Here is a 20613-nt window from a genome sequence, read left to right as displayed (position 1 = left end):
CCCCGTGCCCTACGTCATCGGCTCCGAGTGCATCGACACCACCGACATGTCCTGCGTCGAGGAGTGCCCGGTCGACTGCATCTACGAGGGTGACCGCAAGCTCTACATCAACCCCAAGGAATGCATCGACTGCGGCGCCTGCGAGCCGGTCTGCCCGGTCGAGGCGATCGCGCAGGACCGGCGGGTGACCGAGGAGAACGAGCCGCACATCGCCGACAACCGCCGGTTCTTCGTCGAGCCGCTGCCGGGGCGCGACGCCCCGCTCGGGAGCCCCGGCGGCGCCTCGAAGGTCGGCAAGATCGGCGTCGACACCGAGCTGGTCGCCGACGCCTGACCCGGCTGCGCGCTTGCGCGGTTCCCCCTGCGGTTGCGCTGATGCAGCGCTCGCACCACGGGTGCAACCGCGCAAGAGCGGCGCTCAGCCCAGCGACAGCACCCTGATCAGCAGCCGCCCGGCCGCTCCCCCGGCCTCGGTGGCGACGGCCAGCGCCCGCGGCACGTCGAGGTCGTCGAGCAGCGCCGCGCCGACCTCCTGCTCCGCCGCCTCCGACGCACCGGGCCGCGAGGCCGCGGCGTAGAGGTCGTGCAGCTTGCCGGTCGCGGCCTCGAGCAGCTCCGGCCGGTACTCCCAGCGCTCGAACCACCGCCGGTCGAGCAGCATCAGCCGGATCGCGGCGGCCGGCGCGGTCTCCAGCAGGTCGGCGACCAGGGTCAGGTTGCCCGTCGACTTGGCCATCTTGCTGCCGCCCTGGCTCACCTCCCCGACGTGCAGCATCCGCCGGGCGAACGGGCCCACCGACACGGCGGCCTCGACCATCGCCGCCTGGTAGGCGTGGTGCGGGAACGCGAGATCCTCGCCGCCGACCAGGACGTCCACCGACGAGCCCAGCGTGGCCGCGGCCATCGCCGCGCACTCGGCGTGCCAGCCCGGCCGGCCCCAGCCCCACGGGCTCGGCCAGGCGGGGTCGTGCTCCCCCGACGGCCGCCAGATGGGGACGTCGAACGGGTCGTCGCGCAACGGGTCGGCGGGCATGTCGCCGTAGGCCTCGGCGAGCTCCAGGGCGTCGGCCCGGTCCAGCCCGGCGCGGGCGTGGATCCCGGCGCCGCGGAAGAACACGTGGCCCTCGCGCACGTAGGCGCGGCCGGCCACCAGCAGCGCCGCGGCCAGCTGCTGGACGTGCGGCACGTACGCGCGGGCCCGGGGCGTCATGGCCGGCCGGTGGACGTGCAGGGCGTCCATGTCGCGCTCGAAAAGGAACTCCTGGCTGAGCGCGAACTCGTCGTAGTGCTTCCCGCGCGCCTCGGCGGCGCGGGTCAGCACGTCGTCGACGTCGGTGACGTTGCGGCTGATCACCACCTCCACACCGGCGGTGGCGAGCACCCCGCGCAGAGCGTCGGCCCACACGAAGGTGGCCGCATGTCCCAGGTGGGTGACGTCGTAGGGGGTGATGCCGCACGTGTAGATCCGCGCGGTGCCGAGGACGGGCAGCGGGCCGCCGGCCAACCGCAGGTCGGCGCTGCGCAGCGCGCCCGGCTCGGCCACCCGGCCGGCGGCGCCGAGGACTCCGGACGAGGGCACGGGGTGAGGAGCCATGCCCGCATCCTGCCCGGTCCCCCGGACGACCGTGCCGCCGGTGGGTCCCGGTCACGCCTACCCTGCCCGCCGTGGACTTCGAGTTCACCGAACGCCGGCCGGCCGGGCGCCTCGGGCGCTACGTCGAGTCGGTGTGGCACGCCCGCGGGCAGATCCCCTATGCCCGCGAGCGGATCGCGCCGACCGGCTCGACCGTCGCCGGCATCGTGCTCGGTCCGCCGATCCGCCAGATCCCGGCCGGCGGGTCGCCGTTCCTGGCCGAGACGGGTTTCCTCATCGGCCCGCACGACCGGCCGCTGGTCAACGAACCGACCGGGCGCACCGACTGCGTCGGCGTCGTGACCACGCCGATCGGCTGTGCGGCGGTGTTCGGCGTGCCGCCGGCGACGCTGCGCGGCCAGGTGCGCTCCCTGCTGGACGTCTGGCCGCCAGGGGTGGCGCTGCGCCGCGACCTGCTGACCGGAGACCCGACGACGAAGCTCGACCGCACCGAGGCCGTGCTCACGGCGGGGCTCGACGAATCCGACCGGGCCCTCGACCGCTGCGCCGCGGTCGTGGCGACCCTGGAAGCCGGTCCGGCGCGGCCCGTCGGGGAGATCGCCGCCGAGCTCGGCATCTCGCACGGCCACCTCGACCGCGAGTTCACCCGCGTCGTCGGGCTGGCGCCCCGGACCCTCGCCCGCGTGCTGCGCGTGCGCCGACTCCTCGAGCAGATCGATGTCGAGGAGGCCCTCGTCTGGGGCGACCTGGCTGCCGACCTGGGCTGGTACGACCAGGCGCACCTCGTGCGCGACGTCACCCGCCACACGGGCGTCCCGCCGACGGCGTACGTACGGGCGCAGCGCCGGTTCCTCGCTCCCGCCGAGCAGGCGCCCGGGTTCGTGCCCGACGACGGGTGAAGTCCGTCCAAGACCGGCTGAGGGTCTCCCCGCCACGATGACGCCTCTGCCGCCCGCCGAGGAGACGCGATGACGAGAGCCTTCACCGCCAGCCGCACGTTCGACCGCCCGGCCACCGAGGTGTGGGCGCAGTTGACCGACTGGGAGCACGCGGCCCGGTGGCTCGGCGTGGACGACATCCACCCGGGCGGGCCGACCGCCGTCGGCACCGAACTGGTGTTCCGGGCTCGCGGCAAGAGCCGGCGCAGCGAGATCGTCGCGCTCGACCCCGGCCGATCCATCACGCTGCGCTCGCGGCAGGGCGGCGTCACGGCGGACTACACCTACGCGGTCGAGGCCCAGGGGGCCGGCAGCCGGGCGACGCTCACCGCCGAGGTCCGCACCACCGGCGCGTGGACGCTGCTCGCCCCGGTGATCCGGGCAGCCATCCGGCGCGAGGACGCTCGGCAGCTCGATCGCCTGGCGCAGGCGCTCGCCGGAACGTGAGCCAGGTGCGCCCACGGTGGTTTCCCGGACATCTCAGAACGGGGGTGGATCGGTCGTCGCGGTGAGCCCGGACGGTGTCGTGATGATCAACGTGCCCTCGGCGGTCAGCTCGTAGCACCAGCCGGGCGCCTGGTGCTTGCCGCGGTGGTGACCGGTGCAGAAACCGACAAGGTTCTCGGCCGACGTCGCCCCGTCCGGCCACGACTCCCTGTGGTCCAGCTCGCCGCCCAGCGGCACCCTGCGGCGGCACCCGGGGAACCGGCAGCGACGGTCGCGGGCTCGGACGAATCGGTCGAGCTTCAGGCCGGGCCGGTACGTGCTGGACGCATCGGGCGGGCCCAACCCGCGCCCCGCGACTGCGGCCGCGCGGAGCTCGCGGGCATCGGTGAGGACGAGGAGTGCTCCGGTGAGCGCGTCGGTGACCGCGATCCGCGGCCGGTCGGCCAGCCCGCCGCCGGCGGTGCGGTCGAGCAGCTCGGCGAGCGCGGCCCGTTTCCCGACGCTCGCGTGGGCCAGCGCGCTGATCGCGTCCGTCGCAGCGGACACCCGCCCCGCCGGGGACTGTTCCCAGTCGTCGCGATCGTCGAGGTCGGCGAGCCGCGCCCGCTCCACCGCCCGCCGGGCGGCGGCGAGTCGCCGATCGAGCTCGAGCAGCGAGCGACCGGCCTCCGCGACGCTCCGGTCGGCCAGCGCCCACCAGGGCGTGTCCGGCTCGGTGGCTGTCGCGGCGCGACCATCCATGGGCTGGGCGGCGCCGTCGGGGGCGGCATCGGGGCCGGTGCCGGGGGCGGCGTCGGGGCCGAGCTCCCGCGGGAAGGACTCGTCGTCGGCATCGGGCCAGTCGGCCATCCACTCGGCCTCGGCGGCCCAGTACCGCTCGAGCTGGTCGAGCGGCGGGTCGTCCTCGCCGCCCCACTCCCCGCGCAGGGCCCTCGCCTCGACCTCGGCCCACCACCGCTCGTCGGCCGCGGCCAGGACCAGGCCCGTGACCTCGTCGTCGGGGTCGACGGTGAACTCGGCCGGCGGCACTGCGGTGGCCGGCGTGCTCGGGGAGTCATCCCCCGACCCGTCGTCGGGGAGCAGGCCGAGCCCCTTCGCGAGAGCGCGAACCATCTCGGCCGGCACCGGGTGATCGTTGACCTCGCCGGGCTGGTCACCACCCACGAGGGCGGCAACCGGCGCCACCACCGTCAGCTGGGCCTGGACCGTCGGCAGCTGCGTCTCCCCCGGTCGCAGCACGAGATCGAGCATGCAGTCGGCCATCTTCTGCTGGCGCGTGCGTGGCGGGCCCTCGGTATCGGTGTCGTCGAGCGCGTCGGCGTACCGGCCCAGCGCATCCAGCAACGCTTCGGCCTCCGGCACGGTCAGCAGCGCCTGCAGCATCGCCATCCCGTCGACGGATGCCGGCACGCACCGCACCCCACGGCGAGCCAGCGCCTCCTTCAACTCCTGCGCAGCAGTGCGCACGTTGCGGGCCAGCAACTCACGGCGGATCTTGGAGCCCAGTTGGGCCGGGGTGGTCACCGATCGCCCAGCGATCCACGCCAGCAGGTCCCGCTCCAGCCGCGCACGGACCGCCGCCGCGCCGATCGGGGCCACTTTCTCCAGCAACGGCCACAGGTGACCGACGTGCAGGGAACCCGCCTCGAGCGCCGACAGCACCCCCGGGAGGCGGTGGACAAGCGTCAGCGCCCGGGACACCTGCATCTCGGCAGCAGGGGTCGTGATCGACAGCGCGATCGCCAGTTCCTGCGCCGCCCACTCGCTCACGTCGGCCAGCACCTCTGGACGGCTGGCTCGCCGTTCGGAGCTCATCGCCCCCGGATGGCCGGGTTGGCGGTCTGCCGACGCGGGGCGGGTCGCGGCGAACGCCGCCAGCGCCCGCGCGCGCAGCGCGGTCTGCCGGGCGATCTCCCGATCCGCCGCCTGGGCCGCTCCCAACGGGCCCGACGCCCACCCAACCGTCGGCGCTGTCGGGGCGGGCGCCACGGCGCCGCACTCCATCTCGTCCACGTGTTCGATCGTATGTTCGACCTCTGACAGAAATGCGCTCCATGACGAGGCGATACGAGAATTTCAGCGGCCGAATCTGACTGGCGGTCGCTGCGGGAGAGAAGAGCCGACGGCCAGGCGCGATGGCAGGGAAGGCGTCGGGTCAGTCGCGCGGTTCGAGGACGACGACCGGCGTCATGGTCGACCGCCGGCCGGCGTACCCGTCGAGGTCCGGGTTGATTTCGGCCCAGCGCTGCCACAGCCGGTCCCGCTCCTCCCCCTCGGCCTGGCGCGCGTGCACGGGGCGTGGCTCGGCGCCCGCCAACCGGACGACGGCGTCCGGGTGCTCCTGGAGATTGAGCCACCACGAGGGGTGGCCCTCGTCCCAGCCGTTCATGGCCAGCGCCACGAGATCGGCGCCGTCCTCGAGGTAGCCGATGAGCACGGTGCGCTCCTGACCGGACGTCCGCCCGATGGTCGTGAGGCGCAGCGCACCCCAGCCGCGCTTGTTCGCCGGGGTCCAGAGGAATCGCCCGCCGCTGAGCCGGTGCAGCGCGCGGTGGACGCGCCAGGCCGTGTGCACGAACCATGGCGGCGGCATCCTCGGTGGTCGGGTCGCCGGAGCGCTCATGGCCGTCCCTCCTTCAGTCCACCCCACCGCGCACGGTAGTGGCGAACCACTCCTCGGCGAACAGTCGCTTCGCCGCCCGGAAGTACGGCAGCCAGGGCATCAGCGTGCAGGCGGCCGGCCCGGCACCCGAGGCGGGCCCGGTGAAGTCGCACTGCAGGAACGACGCCGTCTCCCCGGTGTCGAGGAAGCATATCGCCGACATCACCGGGTGCTCGCGCGCGGGCGGTCCACCCGCGACCGCGGCGATCCGGTCGGCGACGAACGCCGCCTCGTGCACGGCGAGCGTGCCCGCCATGCCGACCTTCAGGGAGGCCGACGCGAGGTCGCCGATCACGCTCACGCCCTCGGCGCCGTCCACCCCGAACGACGGGAAGCGCACCACCGGCCAGCCACCAGGGCCGGCCAACGGCGAGTCGGCAACCAGCGAAGGTGGCCGGTGCGGCGGGACGACGAACGCCGCGTCGTAGGGCAGCTCGTCTCCCGAGGCGCTGACCAGGACGCCGGCGTCGACCTCGCTGACCTCGAAGCCGCCGTGGAAGCCGACCCCGGCGTCGGCCAGCAACCGGGTCGCCGCCGCGGACGGTCCCGGGCCGAAGGGCGCCAGCGGCGCGGGCCAGGGGTGGACGACGTCGACGCGGGCGCCGGTCACCCGGCGGATCCGCACCGCGAGGTCGAACACCGCCGGCGGGCAGCGATAGCCCACCCCCGTCGGGCCGACGACCACGCGGTCGCGCGGGCCCAGCCGCGTCAGCGCCGAGGCGCCGGCCAGCGCGCCGTCGAGGGTCCACGGGGCCAGGTCCCCCGACGGCGGCGGCCCCAGCGGCCAGCCGACCTCGGCCCCGAGAGCCAGCACCAGGTCGTCGTACTCGAGATCCCCGAACGAGCCGCGCACCCGACGGCCGGCGACGTCGAGCTGCGTGGCCTCGCCGGTGACCAGCCGGACCGCCGGGTCGAGCAGGTCGCGCAGCGGCCGGCGGAAGGCCTCCGGCTCGGCCTCGCCGAACATGACCGCGACGAAGCCGGGGGCGAAGACGTGGTCGGCCGACCGGTCGACGAGCACGACCTCGAGAGCCGCGCCGTGCTGGGCGAGCCGGTTGGCCGCCGCCAGACCCCCCGCCCCACCCCCGAGGACGACGACGCGACGGCTCACCGGTTTCCCCCTCCGCTCAGGCCAGTCCCCTCAGCATGAGGTTCCAGTACATGAACGGCAGGCCGTACCGCTTGAGCAGCCACATGTCATAGCGCTCGTGCGTGGTGTCGATCATCGGGAAGCTCGGGTGCGGCTGGAGCGTGTAGTCGAACTCGCAGAGCAGCATCCGGTCCCGGGCCGTGGTGATCGGGCACGAGGCGTAGCCGTCGTACTGCGCCGTCGGTGCGCCACCGCCCATCACCGAGAGCAGGTTCGCCACCGCGACCGGCGCCTGCTTCCGGATCGCCGCCCCGGTCTTGGAGTTGGGCGAGGAGCCCGCGTCCCCGAGCGCGAAGACCTCCGGGAAGCGCACGTGCTGCATCGTGTTCTTGTCGATCTCGACGTAGCCGTTCGGGTTGGCCGGGTCGGCCAGTGGCGTGGCCTTGAGCCAGTCCGGCGCCGACTGCGGCGGCACGACGTGCAGGAAGTCGTAGCTGATCGACTCCTTCGTCCCGGCGGCGTTGTCCGTGACGATCGCCGAACGGCCCTCGCCATCGATCTCGGTGACCTCGCTGTTGAGGTGCACCTCGATGCCGTACTTCGCGACCACGCGGTCGAGCTCGTCGGAGAACACCTTCACGCCGAACATCGCCGGCGTCGGGAGCACGAGCACGACCCGGATGTCCTTCAGCACGCCCTGCTCGCGCCAGTAGTCGGCCGCCAGGTAGGCGATCTTCTGCGGGGCCCCGGCGCACTTGATCGGGCCCGCCGGCATGGTGAACACCGCGGTGCCGCTGCGCATGGCCTTGATCCGCGACCAGGTCTTGGGCGCCAGCCCGTACGTGTAGTTGCTCGACACGTGCGGGGTGTCCAGCGCCTCGCTCATGCCGGGGACGCGGTTCCAGTCCAGCTGGATGCCGGGGGCCACGACGAGGTGGTCGTAGGTCACCCGCCGTCCCGACCGGAGCACGACCCGACGGTTCGCCGGATCGATGTCCTCGGCGGCGTCCTGGATCCAGTCGGTGCCCTTCGGCATGACCTTCGCCTCGGGCCGCGCGCTCTCGGCGATCGGCGCGCGGCCGCCGCCGACCAGCGTCCAGAGCGGCTGGTAGTAGTGCGTCGTCGCCGGCTCGATGATGCCGACGTCGTCCTGCCCGGCCCGCTTCAAGCGGGAGGCGACGCTGATGCCGGCGGATCCGCCGCCGACGATCAGGACGCCGTGGTGGGCGTCGGTGGGAGGCATGGGCGGTACTCCTTCGGAACGGTTTCCAGGGTGAGCGGGAGAGATCAGGCGACCTGGCGGTGGGCCAGCGCCCAGGCGTTGAAGCCGCCGAGCAGGTCCGAGACGTCGGACCAGCCGGCCTTGCGCAGCACCGAGGCGGCCACGCTGGAGCGGTAGCCACCGGCGCAGTGGACGACGACCGGGCGGTCCCGCGGGATCTCCTCGAGCCGCTTGGGCAGCTGGGCCAGCGGGATGTTCACCGCGTCGGGGATGGTGCCGGCGATCAGCTCGCCCACGTTCCGGACGTCGACGACGACGGGCGCGACCGGCCGGGCCAGCGCCTCGTCCAGCTCGGGCACGGCCAGGCGACTGGCCCGCACGATCCGCTCCGGGGCACCGAGGAACGCGCCCTCGGGCTCGCGGAGGTAGCCGGCCACCTTGTCGAAGCCGATCCGGGCCAGCCGGACGACGATCTCCTCCTCGCGGTCCTGCGGCGCGACGACGACGATCTCCTCGTCGGGCCGCACGAACATCCCCGCGGTCTCGGCGAACCGCCCGTCCGCGGGCACGTTCACGGCGCCGGGCAGGTGCCCGGCGGCGAACTCCTGGGGCTCGCGCGCGTCGAGCACGAACGCCCCGCCCGCCTGCCGCTCGAGCAGCTCGGCCAGTTCCAGCGGGACCGGCGCGCTTGCCGCGTCGAAGACCTGGTGCTGCTTGCGGTTGAGGATCGCGTCGTAGACGAAGTAGTCCGGCGCCGACGGCTGGCCCTCGGTGACGATCGCGAGGAACTCGTCCTCGGTCATCGGCTGGCAGGCGTAGTTCATGGCCCGCTGCTCGCCGATGGTCGACTGGCGCTCGGTCGAGAGGTTCTTGCCGCAGGCCGAGCCCGCGCCGTGGGCGGGGAACACCCGGACCTCGTCGGGCAGCGCCATCAGCTTGTGCTGCACCGAGTCGTAGAGCATCCGGCCCAGCTCGTCGGCGGTGACCCCGATCGAGGCGAGCAGGTCGGGGCGGCCGACGTCGCCGATGAACAGCGCGTCGCCGGTCAGCACCCCGTAGGGCACCGTGTCACCGGCGTGCTCGAACACCTGCACGCTGATCGACTCCGGCGTGTGCCCGGGCGTCTCCATGATCTGCAGCTGGACGTCGCCCAGCGAGATGCGCTCGCCGTCGGCCAGCTTGCGGATCGGGAAGTCGGCCTCGGCGCGCTGCCCGAAGCCGATCCATGCGCCGGTGGCCTGCGCGAGCTCCAGGTGCCCGGCCAGGAAGTCGGCGTGGAAGTGGGTGTCGATGACCCCGACGATCGTCAGCCCGTGGGCCTCGGCGTCGGCGAGGTACTCGGCGACGTCGCGGCGCGGGTCGACGACGACGGCCTGGCGGGTGGTCTCGTCGCCGACCAGGTAGGAGGCCTGGGACAGGCAGTCGAGGTAGTACTGGGTGAACAACATCGCGGAAGCCCCTCCGGTCGGTGCCAACATCGGAACCGTACCCCCGGGGGTATGCCTTCCCGCAGCGGTCGAAGGTCCCGTCCTCGGGCGACCTTCGCCGCAGCGCGGGGTCAGCCGGCGGCCAGCTCCGCCCCGATCGCCGCCGCGGCGGCGGTCAGCGCCGCCACCCAGCCCGGCAGCCGGTCGCGCGCGAAGCGGACGGTCGGCACGGCCAGCGAGAGGCCGGCGCGCACGGTCGCATCCATCCCGGGCACGGCCACCCCGACGGCGGCCAGCCCCGTCTCGGTCGCCTGGTCGTTGAGCGCGAAACCGCGGCGGCGCACGAGCGCGAGTTCCTTGCGCAGCCGCGGCAGGTCGACGTCGACGCCCTCGAGGAGCGCGTCGCGCTCGCCGTCGGGCAGCCCGGCCAGGATCGCCTTGCCGCCCGACGCCAGGTGGGCGGGCAGCGTCCGCCCGGTCCGGTCGCCCACGCGCAGCACCTGGTCGCACTCGACGGTCGCGACGAACCGGACGTCGGCGCCGGCCAGCACCGCCACGTTGGCGGTCTCCCCCAGGTCGTCGACCAGCCGGCGCAGGTGCGGCAGCGCCACCTCTCGCAGCCGCGCGACCGGCGCCTCGGGGGGTGTCGCCGCCCGCCAGACCGGCCCGGCCCGGTACCGCCGGTCCTCCTGCTGCTCGGCGAAGTCGCGGTACACGAGCATCGCCAGCAGCCGGTGGGCCGTGGAGACCGAGACGCCCAGCCGCTCCGCCGCGTCGGTCACCCGCATCGGCCCCTCCTGCTGCAGCAGCGCCGCCAGCAGCAGGGCCGCGTCGACCGAGGCGATCGCGTACGGCGGCTTGTTCTTCATAGCAGAAAACCGTATCCCCTCCAGCAGAAGATCGGCATGGTGGGGGCACGGACGTCGACCGGAAAGAAGGACCCGAGCGATGAGCACCCCCTCCCCCGTCTCGATCACCGCCGGGGACGGCCCCGGCCAGCCCGAGCGCACGCCGGAGCTCGAGGAGCTCTACCGCGGCTTCGAGAAGGAGCTGCTCGTGCCGCTCTGGACCGAGATCGGCGACCTCATGCCGCACGCCCCGCAGTCGAAGGCGCTGCCGCACTGCTGGCGCTGGTCGGACCTGCTGCCGCTCGCCGAGCGCGCCGGCGAGCTGGTCCCGGTCGGCCGCGGCGGCGAGCGCCGGGCCATCGCGCTGGCCAACCCGGGGCTCGACGGCCGTCCGTTCGCGGCCCCCACCCTCTGGGCGGCGATCCAGTACCTCAACCCGCGCGAGGACGCCCCGGTCCACCGGCACACCCAGAACGCCTTCCGGTTCGTCGTCGAGGGCGAGGGCGTCTGGACCGTGGTGAACGGCGACCCGGTCGCCATGCGCCGCGGCGACTTCCTGCCGCAGGCCGGCTGGAACTGGCACGGCCACCACAACGTCAGCAGCACGCCGATGGCCTGGATCGACGGCCTCGACATCCCGTTCCAGTACTTCGCCGACTCGACCTTCTTCGAGTTCGGGCCCGACGAGGTCGAGGACACCAGCGCGCCCGACCGCTCCCGGTCCGAGCGCCTCTGGGGGCACCCGGGTCTGCGCCCGCTCACCCACCTGCAGCCCACGCCGTCCACCCCGCTGCTGGCCTACCGCTGGGAGCACACCGACCGCGCGCTGGCCGAGCAACTGGCGCTGGAGGCGGAGGGCTACGCCGCCACCGTCGAGCCCGGGCACGCCGCCGTCCGCTACACCAACCCGACCACCGGCGGCGACGTGCTGCCGACGCTGCGCACCGAGTTCCACCGGCTGGCCCCGGGCACCGAGACCGCCGGCCGTCGCGAGGTCGGCTCCTCGGTCTTCCAGGTGTTCGAGGGCACCGGCGAGGTGACGGTGGGAGACGCCTCCTGGAGGGTCGAGCACGGCGACATGTTCGTCGTCCCCTCCTGGCAGCAGCTGACCCTGCGCAGCGAGGCGGGGCTCGACCTGTTCCGCTTCAGCGACACCCCCGTCCTCGAGCGCCTGCACCAGGACCGCGTCGAGATCACCCCGACCAGCAAGGAGAACGCGTGAAGCTCGCGACCGTCCGGACCGCCACCGGCACCACCGCCGTCCGGATCGAGGACGACGGCGCCTACGACCTGGGCGTCGCCGACGTGGGCGCGCTCCTGGCCCAGCCGGACTGGCGGACCAGCGCGGCGACCGGCGGCACCCCGATCGCGCTGGACGGCCTCGACTTCGCCCCCGTGGTGCCGCGGCCGGGCAAGGTGCTCTGCGTCGGGCTGAACTACCGCACCCACATCCTCGAGATGGGCCGGGACCTGCCCGAGCACCCCACGCTGTTCGCCAAGTTCGCCGAGGCGCTGATCGGCGCGACCGACGACATCGCGCTGGCACCCGAGTCCGACGCCGTCGACTGGGAGGCGGAGCTGACCGTCGTCATCGGTGCGCCGGTGCGCCGGGCCGACGAGGCGCAGGCCGAGGCAGCGATCGCCGGGTTCACCGTCATGAACGACGTGACGATGCGGGACTGGCAGTTCCGCACCAAGGAGTGGCTGCAGGGCAAGACCTTCGAGGGGACGACGCCGCTCGGCCCCGTGCTCGTGACGCCCGACGAGCTGCCCGGCGGCGTCCGCCCGGCCCTCACCGTGACCGCGACGGTCGACGGCGAGACCGTCCAGAAGGCCGACACCTCCGACCTCGTGTTCGACCCGGTGGCCCTGGTCCGCTACGCCTCGACCATCCTCACGCTGCAGCCCGGCGACGTCATCGCCACCGGCACCCCCGGCGGCGTCGGCCACGCCCGGAAGCCACCGCGGTACCTGGCCGACGGCTCCGTGCTGGTCACCGAGATCAGCGGCATCGGGCGCCTTCAGAACAGGGCCCGCACGGCGTGAGCACCCGCGAGTGGACGACGGCGGCGACGGCGCTGTTCCTCGACGCCGTCGACCGGCTCTCCGACGAGCAGCTCGCCGCGCCGAGCGCGCTGCCGGGCTGGAGCCGGGCCCACGTCGTGGCCCACGTGCACGGCAACGCGCTCGCGCTCGGCCGGCTGGCGAGCTGGGCGGCGACCGGCACCGAGAGCCGGATGTACTCCTCGCGCGAGGCCCGCGACGCCGAGATCGAGCAGCTGGCCGCCCTGCCCGCGGCGGAGCTGCGGAAGCTCGCGCACGCCTCGGCCGAGGAGCTGGGCCGCGCCCTCGACGGGCTCTCGCCCGACCAGTGGCAGCAGCCGGTGGTCACCGCGACCGGCCGGACCGTGCCGGCGACCGAGATCCCGTGGATCCGCGCCCGCGAGGTCGCCGTGCACGCCGTCGACCTCGACGCAGGCGTCACCTTCGCCGACCTGCCCGACGACCTGCGCACCGCCGTCGCGGTGGAAGTCGTCACCAAGCGCGCCGCCGGCCCCGAGGGCCCGGCGCTGACCGCCTGGCTGACCGGGCGGAGCACCGAGGCACCCACCCTGGGGCCCTGGCTGTGACACCCGGAGGGAGCACCGACGTGGGGACGACGAACGACGTGGTCGTGGTCGGCGGGGGCATCGGCGGCCTGGCCACCGCCTACGCGCTCGCGCGGAAGGGCCTGCGGGTCACGGTCCTCGAGCGCTCGTCGGAGTTCGGCGAGGTGGGTGCCGGCATGCAGATCGCGCCGAACTGCACCCGGATCCTCGACGCCTGGGGGCTGCTGTCCGAGGTGGAGTCCCTCGGCGTGCGGCCGAAGAACCTGGTCATGCGCGACGCGGTCGACGGCTCGGTGCTCACCCGCCTCGACCTCGACGACGTCCAGTCGCGCTACGAGTTCCCCTACGTGGTCATCCACCGCAGCGACCTGCACGGGACGCTGCTGCGGGCCTGCCAGCGCGCGGGCGTGGAGCTGGTCACCGACGTCAAGGTCACCGGCTACGAGCAGCTCGCCGACGGCGCGGCCGCCGTGCACGCGGGGGGCCGCGTCGAGGCCCGCGTGGTCATCGCCGCCGACGGCCTCCACTCCGTGGCCCGCCCGCTGTTCAGCGACGACCAGCCGGTGAACTCCGCCTACGTCGCCTACCGGGGCGCCGTCCCGATCTCCGCCGTCGCCGGCAAGGACGTGTCGCTCGAGGACGTCGTGGTCTACGTGGGACCGCAGCGGCACTTCGTGCAGTACCCGCTGCGCCAGGGCGAGATGCTCAACCAGGTGGCCGTGTTCGAGTCACCGAAGGCGCTCGCCGGCCAGGAGGACTGGGGGACGCCCGACGAGCTCGACGGCGCCTTCGCCGGCTCCTGCGCCCAGGTCACCGAGGGCCTGCCGCTGATGTGGCGGGACCGCTGGTGGCGGATGTTCGACCGCGAGCCGCTCATGCACTGGGTGCAGGGCCGCGTGGCCCTCACCGGCGACGCCGCGCACCCGCCGCTGCAGTACCTGGCCCAGGGTGCGGTCATGGCGATCGAGGATGCCTGGGTGCTGTCCGAGCACGCCGGCGCGCACCGGCTGCCCGACGGCGGTGTCGACTGGGACGCCGCTCTGGCCGCCTACGACGCCGTCCGGCCCGAGCACTGCCGGCGCGTGCTGACCACGGCCCGGGCCTGGGGCGAGCTGTGGCACCTCGACGGCGAGCAGCGCGAGCTGCGCAACGAGCTGCTGCGGGCCCGCGACGTGCACGACTACAGCTTCGTCGACTGGCTCTACGGCCCGACGGCGCTGACGCCCGACCAGGAGCCGCCGATGTTCGAGCCGCAGCCGCTCGGGCACCCGGTCACCGCCTGACGGCACGCGCGGCTCAGGCGGCGTCGCCGTCGTGCCGCGCGGCCGGGTGCCCGACCAGCCGGTCGGCCAGTTCCACGAGCAGCGCGCCGGCGGCGCCGACGACCGCCGCGACGGCGAGCGCGGTCGGCGTGATGACCAGCAGCACGATGCCCTCGGCCAGCGCCGGCACGATCGCGACCAGCACGACCACGCCGGCCATCGCGCCCAGCAGCCCGAGCTTCCAGGGCGCCAGCGGCCGGGCCAGGATGACCAGCGTCCACAGCGCGACGACCAGCACCACGAACGTCGCGGTGGTCCGCGCGCCGGCCACGCCGGTCCCGGGCTCGAGCCAGCGGGCGGCGAGGTACCCGGCGTAGGCGAACAGGCCGGTGACGACCCCGACCGGCACGGAGAACCGGAGCACGCGGCCGAGGAAGCCGGGCAGGTACCGGCGACGGTTCGGGCCGAGCGCGAGGAAGAAGCCGGGGACGCCGATCGTCACGGTCGAGATCAGCGTCAGCTGGATGGGCGCGAGCGGGTAGGCCGACAGGGTCGCGACGGTGATGACGGCGAGCACCAGCGAGTAGATGTTCTTGACGAGGAACAGGTTCGCCGCGCGCTCGATGTTGGCGATCACCCGGCGGCCCTCGGCGACCGCGTCGGGCAGGTGCGCGAACCGCCCGTCGAGCAGCACGAGCTGGGCCACCGCGCGGGTGGCCGGGGAGCCGTTGCCCATCGCGACGCCGATGTCGGCGTCCTTGAGCGCGAGCGCGTCGTTGACCCCGTCACCGGTCATGGCGACGACGTGGCCGCGCTGCTGGAGCGCGCGCACCATGGCCCGCTTCTGGTGGGGGGTGACCCGGCCGAACACCGAGCCGGTCTCGACCGCGTCGGCCAGCGCGTCGCCGTCCTCCGGCAGGTCCCGGGCGTCGACGCCGTCACCGGCCCCGCGCACCCCCGGCACGCCGACGGCGGCGGCGACCGCCCCCACGGTCCGCGGGTTGTCCCCGGAGATCACCTTCAGCGCCACGCCCTGCTCGGTGAAGTAGCCGAGCACCTCGCGGGCGTCCTCGCGGATCCGCTCGGCCAGGACCACGAGCGTGACCGGCACCAGCGCCGGCGGCAGCACCGCCTCGTCGCCGTCCTCCCCCCAGAGCTGCACCGAGCGGGCCAGCAGCAGCACCCGCCGCCCCTCGGCGGCCAGCTCGTCGGCCCGCGCGCGGGCCGGGTCGCCCGGCGCCGCGCCGGGCAGGACCATCTCCGGGGCGCCCAGCACCCAGCTCACGCCGTCCGCCGTCCGCACGGCCGACCACTTCCGGGCGGAGGAGAACGGCACCGAATCCGCCGGCACCGCATCGTCCGGCGCCCCGGCGGCGGGGAACGCCGCGGCGAGCGCCTCGGCGGTGGCGTTGGCCCGGTCGGCCGCGGCCAGCAGGCCGAGCGCGGGGCCGGCCGAACCGGCACCGTCGCCGGGCAACGGCACCAGCCGGTCGAACTGCACGTCGCCGTGGGTGAGGGTGCCGGTCTTGTCCAGGCAGACGACGTCGACCCGCGCCAGTCCTTCGACGGCGGGCAGCTCCTGCACCAGCGTCTGCCGGCGGGCGAGGCTGACCGTCGCGACCATGAACGCGAGGGTCGTGAGCAGCACCAGCCCTTCGGGGATCATGCCGACCAGCGCCGCGACCGTTCCGGTGACCGCGTCCCGCCAGCCCGGGTTGTCGGGTGTGCGGAACTGGCTCCATAGCACCGCCGGCCCGACGACCAGCAGCATGATCGAGATCCAGCGCAGCAGCCGGTTGGTGCTGTGCACCAGCTCGGAGAACGTCGTCGTGAACCGGCGGGCCTCGGTGGCCAGCCGGGCGGCGTACGACTCGTCGCCGACCGCCGTCGCCTGCACGCACCCCCGGCCGGCGACGACGATCGAGCCCGACCGGACGTCGTCGCCGGCCTCCTTGGCGACCGGCTCGGACTCGCCGGTCAGCAGCGCCTCGTCGATCGACAGACCGTTCGAGGAGCGCACCACGCCGTCGGCCGGCACCTGGTCACCGGCGACGAGGACCAGGAGGTCGTCGCGGACGACGTCGGCCACCGGCAGGTCCTGCTCGCCGCCCTCGCGCAGCACCCGCGCGCGTGGTGCGTTGAGCACGGCGAGCCGGTCGAGCGTCCGCTTGGCCCGCAGCTCCTGGACGATGCCGATCGCCGCGTTGGCGACCACGACGCCGCCGAACAGCCCGTTCTGCCAGTGGCCGGTCGTCATCACCAGCACGAACAGCGCCGCGAGCAGCCCGTTGAACACCGTGAAGACGTTGGCCCGGACGATCTCGCCGACGGTCCGGCTCGTCCGCACCGTGGTCGCGTTGGTGAGACCGGCCGCCACCCGCTCGGCCACCTCCGCCGCCGACAACCCGGCCGGGGCGGTCACCTCCACGGACACGGTGCGAAGGATGGCACGCAGCGCGTCCCTCGGACGCGGGGACTTCAGCCCTGGGGTTGGAGCACGAAGTCGTACCGCGCCTCGAACCACGGCTCGTCGATGGTGCCGCCGTCCGGGGTCGGCCCGGGCTCCCGCTTCTCGAAGCGGACGACGAGCGGCTCCTTGACGCCGAACACCACGTCGCTGTCGAGGTAGTCCGCGCCCTCCTCGAACAGGTGGGTGATCAGCGGCTCGTACCCCGGCACGTTGAGCAGGAAGTGCACGTGCGCCGGTCGGAAGTGGCTGATGTCCGTCCGCGCGATCAGGTCGCCCACGGGCCCGTCCATCGGGATCGTGTAGCCCAGCGGGGCCACGGTGCGCACGCAGTAGCTGCCGTCCTCGCGGGACGTGTACTTCGCCCGCAGCCGCGCCTCGTCGACGTCGGCGTGCTGGGACTCGTAGAGCCCCTCGTTGTCGGCCTGCCAGAGGTCGAGCACCGCGCCGGGCACGGGGTTGCCCTCGAGGTCGGTGACCACCCCGGAGATGACCAGGGGCGTGCCCGGCAGGCCCTGCGACATGTCGGCCCCGTACCCGAGCTCCGGCGACCCCTCGATGTGGAACGGCCCGAGCACCGTCGCGGGGGTGGCCCGCGGGTCGAGCTGGTGGTTCAGCTGGACGACCAGCATCGACAGCCCGAGGACGTCGGAGGTGAGGATGAACTCCTCGCGCTTCTCGTTGCTGATCTGCCCGGCGCGGTTGAGCCACTGGATCGCGGCCATCCACTCGGCCTCGGTGAGCCGGACCTCCCGCGCGAAGGCGTGCAGATGGCGCACCAGCGCGGTCATGAGCTCGCCCAGCCGCGGATCGTGGGCGGTGGCCCAGCGCTCCACCGCGAGGTCGGTGATGTTCTCCTCGGTGACCAGCTGCACGTCGTCCTCCTGCGGGATGCGGATTGTCAGGGCGTCAGTACCAAGCGGACGCCGGCCTGGCCAGAAGCCTGGCGCCGCCATGCGTCGGCGACCTCGGTCAGGGGCAGCACCTCGTGCGCCACGGCCAGGCGTCCTGCCGCGGCGTGACCGGCGACCTCGGTGAGCGCGGCCGCCCGCTCGGCGGGGTCGAGTGCGTTGTTCGTGTAGCCGAGCAGCTGCAGGGACTTGCTGCGCAGGACGGCGGAGGAGAACTCCGCGACGTCGCCCGAGGCGCCGCCCAGGTTCACCAGCCGGCCGCCCTCGGAGAGCACCCGGGAGGCTGCGGTCGCGGCGATGCCGAAGACGGGGTCGACGACGACGTCGGCCCGGCCGTTGCACGCGTCCTGGAAGCGGGCGGTGAGCGAGTCGACGTCGCCCTCGAGCGGGACGACGGCGTCGGCGCCGGCCTGCCGGGCCCGTTCCTGCGCCTCGGCCGAGCGGCACACCGCGACCACGCGGCCGGCGCCGAGCAGTTTCGCGGCACCGACGGCGGCCTGTCCCACCGCTCCCCCGGCGCCCAGCACCAGCACGTGCTCGCCGGCCTGCAGCCGCGCGCGGGCCGAGAGGATGACCCAGGCGGCGACGCCGGAGAGCCCCAGCGCGGCCAGCGCGCTGTCCTCGACGTCGGCAGTCACGGGGACCAGGTCGCGCTCGGGCACCGCGCAGAGCTCGGCCAGGCTGCCGTCGCCCGGCGCCATGCCGGCCGAGGTGGCGAACCAGACCCGGGCGCCCGGCTCGTGCACCGCGGAGCGCTCGACGACGCCGACGCCCTGCACGCCGGGCACGTAGGGCACGGCGGGGCGGCCGAAGTACGACGTCCCGGAGGCCGCCAGCAGGTCGAGCGGGACGATCGGCGCGGCCGTGACCCGGACGACGGTGCCGTCGGCGGGGTCGGGGTGCTCCCCGTACGCGGGCGCGCTGCCGGGTTCGGTGAGGACGGCGGCCTTCACCGTTCTGCCTCCGGATCGACATAGACGGCGTTGCGGTCGACGGCCAGGTAGGCGTCCATGCCGATCGGCCGCCGGCGCTCCTCGGCGATCTGCCCGAGCAGGCCCGCGGCCCGGGCCAGCAGGGCGAACCCCCGCAGCATCTCCACCGGCAGGCCGAGGTCGGCCAGCGCCGCCCCGCACACGCCCGCCCCGTTGAGCGGCAGCCGGCGCCCGAGGATCTCCTCGTGCACGCGGCCGATGGCCTCGAACAACCGCAGGTGCGGGCCGCGGAGCCCCTCCTCCTCGGCGATGCGGATCAGCACCGGGGTCCGCGGGTCGCGCACCTTGTGCACCGGGTGGCCCAGCCCGGGGACGAACCGCTTCGCGGCCCGGGTGTCGGCGACGGCCCGGCGGGCCAGCTCGTCCCAGCCGGCGTCATCGGTGGGCAGGGGCCGGGCCGGGGAGCTCGAGGACTCAGCCTCGAGCACCTCGTGCAGGTAGCTGCCGCAGTCCTCGGTGACGCCGAGGAAGCGGGAGCCGCCACCGAGCAGGCCGGCCGCCAGGGCTCCCTGCAGGGAGTCCGGCGCCGACAGGTAGGTCAGCCGCGCGGCGATCGCGGTCGGGGTGAAGCCGTGGTCGGCCAGGGCGACCAGCACGGCCTCGAAGACCCGGGTCTCCGACGGCGTCGGGCGGCGCAGCGCCACCAGCCAGAAGGCCAGCTCGCCGAAGCCCACCGTGCCCATGAGGTCGGCGGTGAGGTCCTTGCCCAGCAGCCGGATCTCGTCGGCGGTCGACGTGCCGAGCGAGGTGGGGAAGCTCAGGTCGTCGGTCACGCGGTCCGCTCCTCGGTCAGCCACTGACGGATCTCCTGGCCGTGCTGGTCCAGCGACGGCGGCGGCAGCCGGTACGCCGGAGGGGTGGTGGAGAACGTGATCGGGTTGCGCACCGACGGCACCGCCGACGTCCCCTCCCCCACCACGACGACCGGGTCCAGGCCGATCTCCTCGGCGAACGCGACGCCCTGGTCGACGGTGTTGATCGGGCCGCACGGCACCCCGGCGCCGATGATCTCGCGGAACCACTCCATCTTGGTGCGGGTGCGCAGCCGCTCGACCAGCAGCGGCCGCAGGGCGTCGCGGTGGGCGGTGCGGTCCTCGTTGTGCCGGAACCGTGGGTCCTCGACCAGCTCGGGAACGCCCAGCACCTCGCACAGCCGGCGGAACTGCCCGTCGTTGCCGGCGGTGATGATCAGGTCCCCGTCGGAGCAGGGCAGCGGCTCGTAGGGGAAGAGGCTGGGGTGGCTGTTGCCCATCCGGAACGGGACGACGCCGCCGGCCACGAAGGCGCTGGTCTGGTTGACCAGCCCGGACAGCGCCGAGGAGAGCAGGTTGACCTCGACGTGCTGCCCCTCCCCGGTGTCGCGCCGGTGGTTGAGCGCGGCGAGGACCCCGATGGTCGCGTGCAGGCCGGCCATGACGTCGAACAGCGCCACCCCCGCCCGGTACGGCTCGCCGTCGGGGTCGCCGGTCAGGCTCATCAACCCCGAGATCGCCTGCACGATCAGGTCGTAGCCGGGCAGCTTCTCGCCACCCGGGCCGCTGCCGAACCCGCTGATCGAGGCGTAGACGACCCCCGGGTTGCCGGCGGCCACGGATGCGTAGTCCAGGCCGAAGCGGGCCAGCCCGCCGGGCTTGAAGTTCTCGACGACGATGTCGGCGCGGCGGGCGAGCTCCTGGGCCAGCTGCCGGTCGCCGTCGTCCTTCAGGTCGAGGGCCACCGAGCGCTTGTTGCGGTTCACGCCGAGGTAGTACGTGGCGACGCCCTCGCGGACGGGCGGCTGCCAGGTGCGGGTGTCGTCGCCGGTCGGGCCCTCCACCTTTACGACCTCCGCGCCCAGGTCGGCCAGCAGCATCGTGGCGTAGGGACCGGCCAGGATGCGGGAGAAGTCGGCGACGAGCAGGCCGGCCAGCGGCCCCCGGGGAGCGCCACCATCGGGGCCACCGCCCGCTCCGGCGTTCCCGGGCGCGGTCTCGGGTGGGGTCATCGGGGCGCACGGTCCTCTCGTCGCAGGCGATCGGTGAGCGGACAGCTGTCCGTTCCCGAGTCTCGTGGGGCGCGGGGACGCCTGTCAACAGGAACGAGGCGCGTCCTCGGTGTCTGCGGATCGACCTCTTGACACGTGGTGCGCGCCACACCACTGTGAC

The 20613-nt window shown here is 74.1% G+C and carries 19 protein-coding genes; 7 read left to right on the top strand and 12 right to left on the bottom strand.

Annotation, left to right across the window (positions count from 1 at the left end):
* The first annotated feature begins 4 nt into the window (after window positions 1-4).
* Window positions 5-334, top strand: coding sequence for a ferredoxin (fdxA, locus tag ABD644_RS06775; RefSeq protein ID WP_344687935.1), 330 nt, complete (start codon window positions 5-7; stop codon window positions 332-334).
* Between the two features lie 84 nt (window positions 335-418).
* On the opposite strand, the gene ABD644_RS06770 is transcribed toward fdxA, so the two are convergent.
* Window positions 419-1594 (bottom strand): cysteine--tRNA ligase, encoded by a 1176-nt coding sequence (locus ABD644_RS06770; protein ID WP_344687934.1) that lies wholly within the window; start codon window positions 1592-1594, stop codon window positions 419-421.
* 71 nt (window positions 1595-1665) lie between these two features.
* On the opposite strand from ABD644_RS06770, the gene ABD644_RS06765 reads away from it, so the two are divergent.
* Both ABD644_RS06765 and ABD644_RS06760 read left to right on the top strand, forming a co-directional pair.
* Complete coding sequence (locus ABD644_RS06765) at window positions 1666-2493, top strand: helix-turn-helix domain-containing protein (protein ID WP_344687933.1); 828 nt, start codon at window positions 1666-1668, stop codon at window positions 2491-2493.
* Between the two features lie 69 nt (window positions 2494-2562).
* Entirely contained in the window at window positions 2563-2979 is a 417-nt protein-coding gene (locus tag ABD644_RS06760; RefSeq protein WP_344687932.1) for an SRPBCC family protein, read from the top strand.
* Between the two features lie 33 nt (window positions 2980-3012).
* Here ABD644_RS06760 and ABD644_RS06755 read toward each other — a convergent pair whose 3' ends face one another.
* The 6 genes from ABD644_RS06755 to ABD644_RS06730 form a co-directional block, all read right to left on the bottom strand.
* Window positions 3013-4983, bottom strand: a complete 1971-nt coding sequence (locus tag ABD644_RS06755) for an HNH endonuclease signature motif containing protein (RefSeq protein ID WP_344688023.1) — start codon at window positions 4981-4983, stop codon at window positions 3013-3015.
* 151 nt (window positions 4984-5134) lie between these two features.
* Window positions 5135-5602 (bottom strand): nitroreductase/quinone reductase family protein, encoded by a 468-nt coding sequence (locus ABD644_RS06750; RefSeq protein ID WP_344687931.1) that lies wholly within the window; start codon window positions 5600-5602, stop codon window positions 5135-5137.
* 13 nt (window positions 5603-5615) lie between these two features.
* Window positions 5616-6752, bottom strand: coding sequence for an NAD(P)/FAD-dependent oxidoreductase (locus tag ABD644_RS06745; RefSeq protein ID WP_344687930.1), 1137 nt, complete (start codon window positions 6750-6752; stop codon window positions 5616-5618).
* 16 nt (window positions 6753-6768) lie between these two features.
* Window positions 6769-7974 (bottom strand): NAD(P)/FAD-dependent oxidoreductase, encoded by a 1206-nt coding sequence (locus ABD644_RS06740; RefSeq protein ID WP_344687927.1) that lies wholly within the window; start codon window positions 7972-7974, stop codon window positions 6769-6771.
* Window positions 7975-8018: 44 nt separating this feature from the next.
* A complete protein-coding gene (locus ABD644_RS06735) occupies window positions 8019-9401 on the bottom strand; it encodes a rhodanese-like domain-containing protein (RefSeq protein ID WP_344687926.1) in 1383 nt (460 codons plus the stop codon).
* 110 nt (window positions 9402-9511) lie between these two features.
* Complete coding sequence (locus tag ABD644_RS06730) at window positions 9512-10249, bottom strand: IclR family transcriptional regulator (protein ID WP_344687925.1); 738 nt, start codon at window positions 10247-10249, stop codon at window positions 9512-9514.
* A gap of 79 nt (window positions 10250-10328) precedes the next feature.
* Between ABD644_RS06730 and ABD644_RS06725 the strand changes: the two genes are divergently transcribed.
* Genes ABD644_RS06725 through ABD644_RS06710 form a run of 4 tightly spaced genes read left to right on the top strand, consistent with a single transcriptional unit; the run spans window position 10329 to window position 14120 of the window.
* Entirely contained in the window at window positions 10329-11450 is a 1122-nt protein-coding gene (locus ABD644_RS06725; RefSeq protein WP_344687924.1) for a cupin domain-containing protein, read from the top strand.
* The gene (locus tag ABD644_RS06720) at window positions 11447-12274 is read left to right on the top strand and encodes a fumarylacetoacetate hydrolase family protein (protein ID WP_344687923.1); all 828 of its coding nucleotides are present in this window, start codon (window positions 11447-11449) and stop codon (window positions 12272-12274) included. Before ABD644_RS06725 ends, ABD644_RS06720 begins: the two co-directional genes overlap by 4 nt.
* On the top strand, window positions 12271-12858 hold the full coding sequence (locus ABD644_RS06715; protein WP_344687921.1) for a maleylpyruvate isomerase family mycothiol-dependent enzyme: 588 nt from the start codon (window positions 12271-12273) through the stop codon (window positions 12856-12858). Before ABD644_RS06720 ends, ABD644_RS06715 begins: the two co-directional genes overlap by 4 nt.
* Before the next feature lie 20 nt (window positions 12859-12878).
* Window positions 12879-14120 carry an FAD-dependent oxidoreductase gene (locus ABD644_RS06710; RefSeq protein WP_344687920.1) on the top strand — a complete coding sequence of 414 codons (1242 nt, stop codon included), beginning with the start codon at window positions 12879-12881 and terminating at the stop codon, window positions 14118-14120.
* A gap of 13 nt (window positions 14121-14133) precedes the next feature.
* On the opposite strand, the gene ABD644_RS06705 is transcribed toward ABD644_RS06710, so the two are convergent.
* The 5 genes from ABD644_RS06705 to ABD644_RS06685 are packed head-to-tail and all read right to left on the bottom strand — an operon-like array spanning window position 14134 to window position 20453.
* Window positions 14134-16533 (bottom strand): cation-translocating P-type ATPase, encoded by a 2400-nt coding sequence (locus tag ABD644_RS06705; protein WP_344687919.1) that lies wholly within the window; start codon window positions 16531-16533, stop codon window positions 14134-14136.
* 44 nt (window positions 16534-16577) lie between these two features.
* A complete protein-coding gene (locus ABD644_RS06700; protein WP_344687918.1) occupies window positions 16578-17441 on the bottom strand; it encodes a dioxygenase family protein in 864 nt (287 codons plus the stop codon).
* 26 nt (window positions 17442-17467) lie between these two features.
* A complete protein-coding gene (locus ABD644_RS06695) occupies window positions 17468-18430 on the bottom strand; it encodes a quinone oxidoreductase family protein (RefSeq protein WP_344687916.1) in 963 nt (320 codons plus the stop codon).
* Entirely contained in the window at window positions 18427-19242 is an 816-nt protein-coding gene (locus tag ABD644_RS06690) for a citryl-CoA lyase (protein ID WP_344687914.1), read from the bottom strand. The genes ABD644_RS06695 and ABD644_RS06690 overlap by 4 nt, the downstream gene beginning before the upstream one ends.
* Window positions 19239-20453, bottom strand: coding sequence for a CaiB/BaiF CoA transferase family protein (locus ABD644_RS06685; RefSeq protein WP_344687913.1), 1215 nt, complete (start codon window positions 20451-20453; stop codon window positions 19239-19241). Before ABD644_RS06685 ends, ABD644_RS06690 begins: the two co-directional genes overlap by 4 nt.
* Window positions 20454-20613 lie beyond the last annotated feature (160 nt).

The organism is Blastococcus jejuensis (assembly GCF_039534705.1).
Classification (GTDB): Bacteria; Actinomycetota; Actinomycetes; order Mycobacteriales; family Geodermatophilaceae; genus Blastococcus_B; species Blastococcus_B jejuensis.
Note: the sequence above shows the minus strand (reverse complement) of the source record. Positions and strands in the feature narration are given on the sequence as shown.

Bases quoted from the DNA above. Each gene is read 5' to 3' on its own strand.
- ABD644_RS06770 (WP_344687934.1), bottom strand. From the start codon at position 1,594: ATGGCTCCTCACCCCGTGCCCTCGTCCGGAGTCCTCGGCGCCGCCGGC.
- ABD644_RS06750 (WP_344687931.1), bottom strand. From the start codon at position 5,602: ATGAGCGCTCCGGCGACCCGACCACCGAGGATGCCGCCGCCATGGTTC.
- ABD644_RS06730 (WP_344687925.1), bottom strand. From the start codon at position 10,249: ATGAAGAACAAGCCGCCGTACGCGATCGCCTCGGTCGACGCGGCCCTG.
- ABD644_RS06735 (WP_344687926.1), bottom strand. From the start codon at position 9,401: ATGTTGTTCACCCAGTACTACCTCGACTGCCTGTCCCAGGCCTCCTAC.
- ABD644_RS06755 (WP_344688023.1), bottom strand. From the start codon at position 4,983: ATGGAGTGCGGCGCCGTGGCGCCCGCCCCGACAGCGCCGACGGTTGGG.
- ABD644_RS06725 (WP_344687924.1), top strand. From the start codon at position 10,329: ATGAGCACCCCCTCCCCCGTCTCGATCACCGCCGGGGACGGCCCCGGC.
- ABD644_RS06685 (WP_344687913.1), bottom strand. From the start codon at position 20,453: ATGACCCCACCCGAGACCGCGCCCGGGAACGCCGGAGCGGGCGGTGGC.
- ABD644_RS06760 (WP_344687932.1), top strand. From the start codon at position 2,563: ATGACGAGAGCCTTCACCGCCAGCCGCACGTTCGACCGCCCGGCCACC.
- ABD644_RS06740 (WP_344687927.1), bottom strand. From the start codon at position 7,974: ATGCCTCCCACCGACGCCCACCACGGCGTCCTGATCGTCGGCGGCGGA.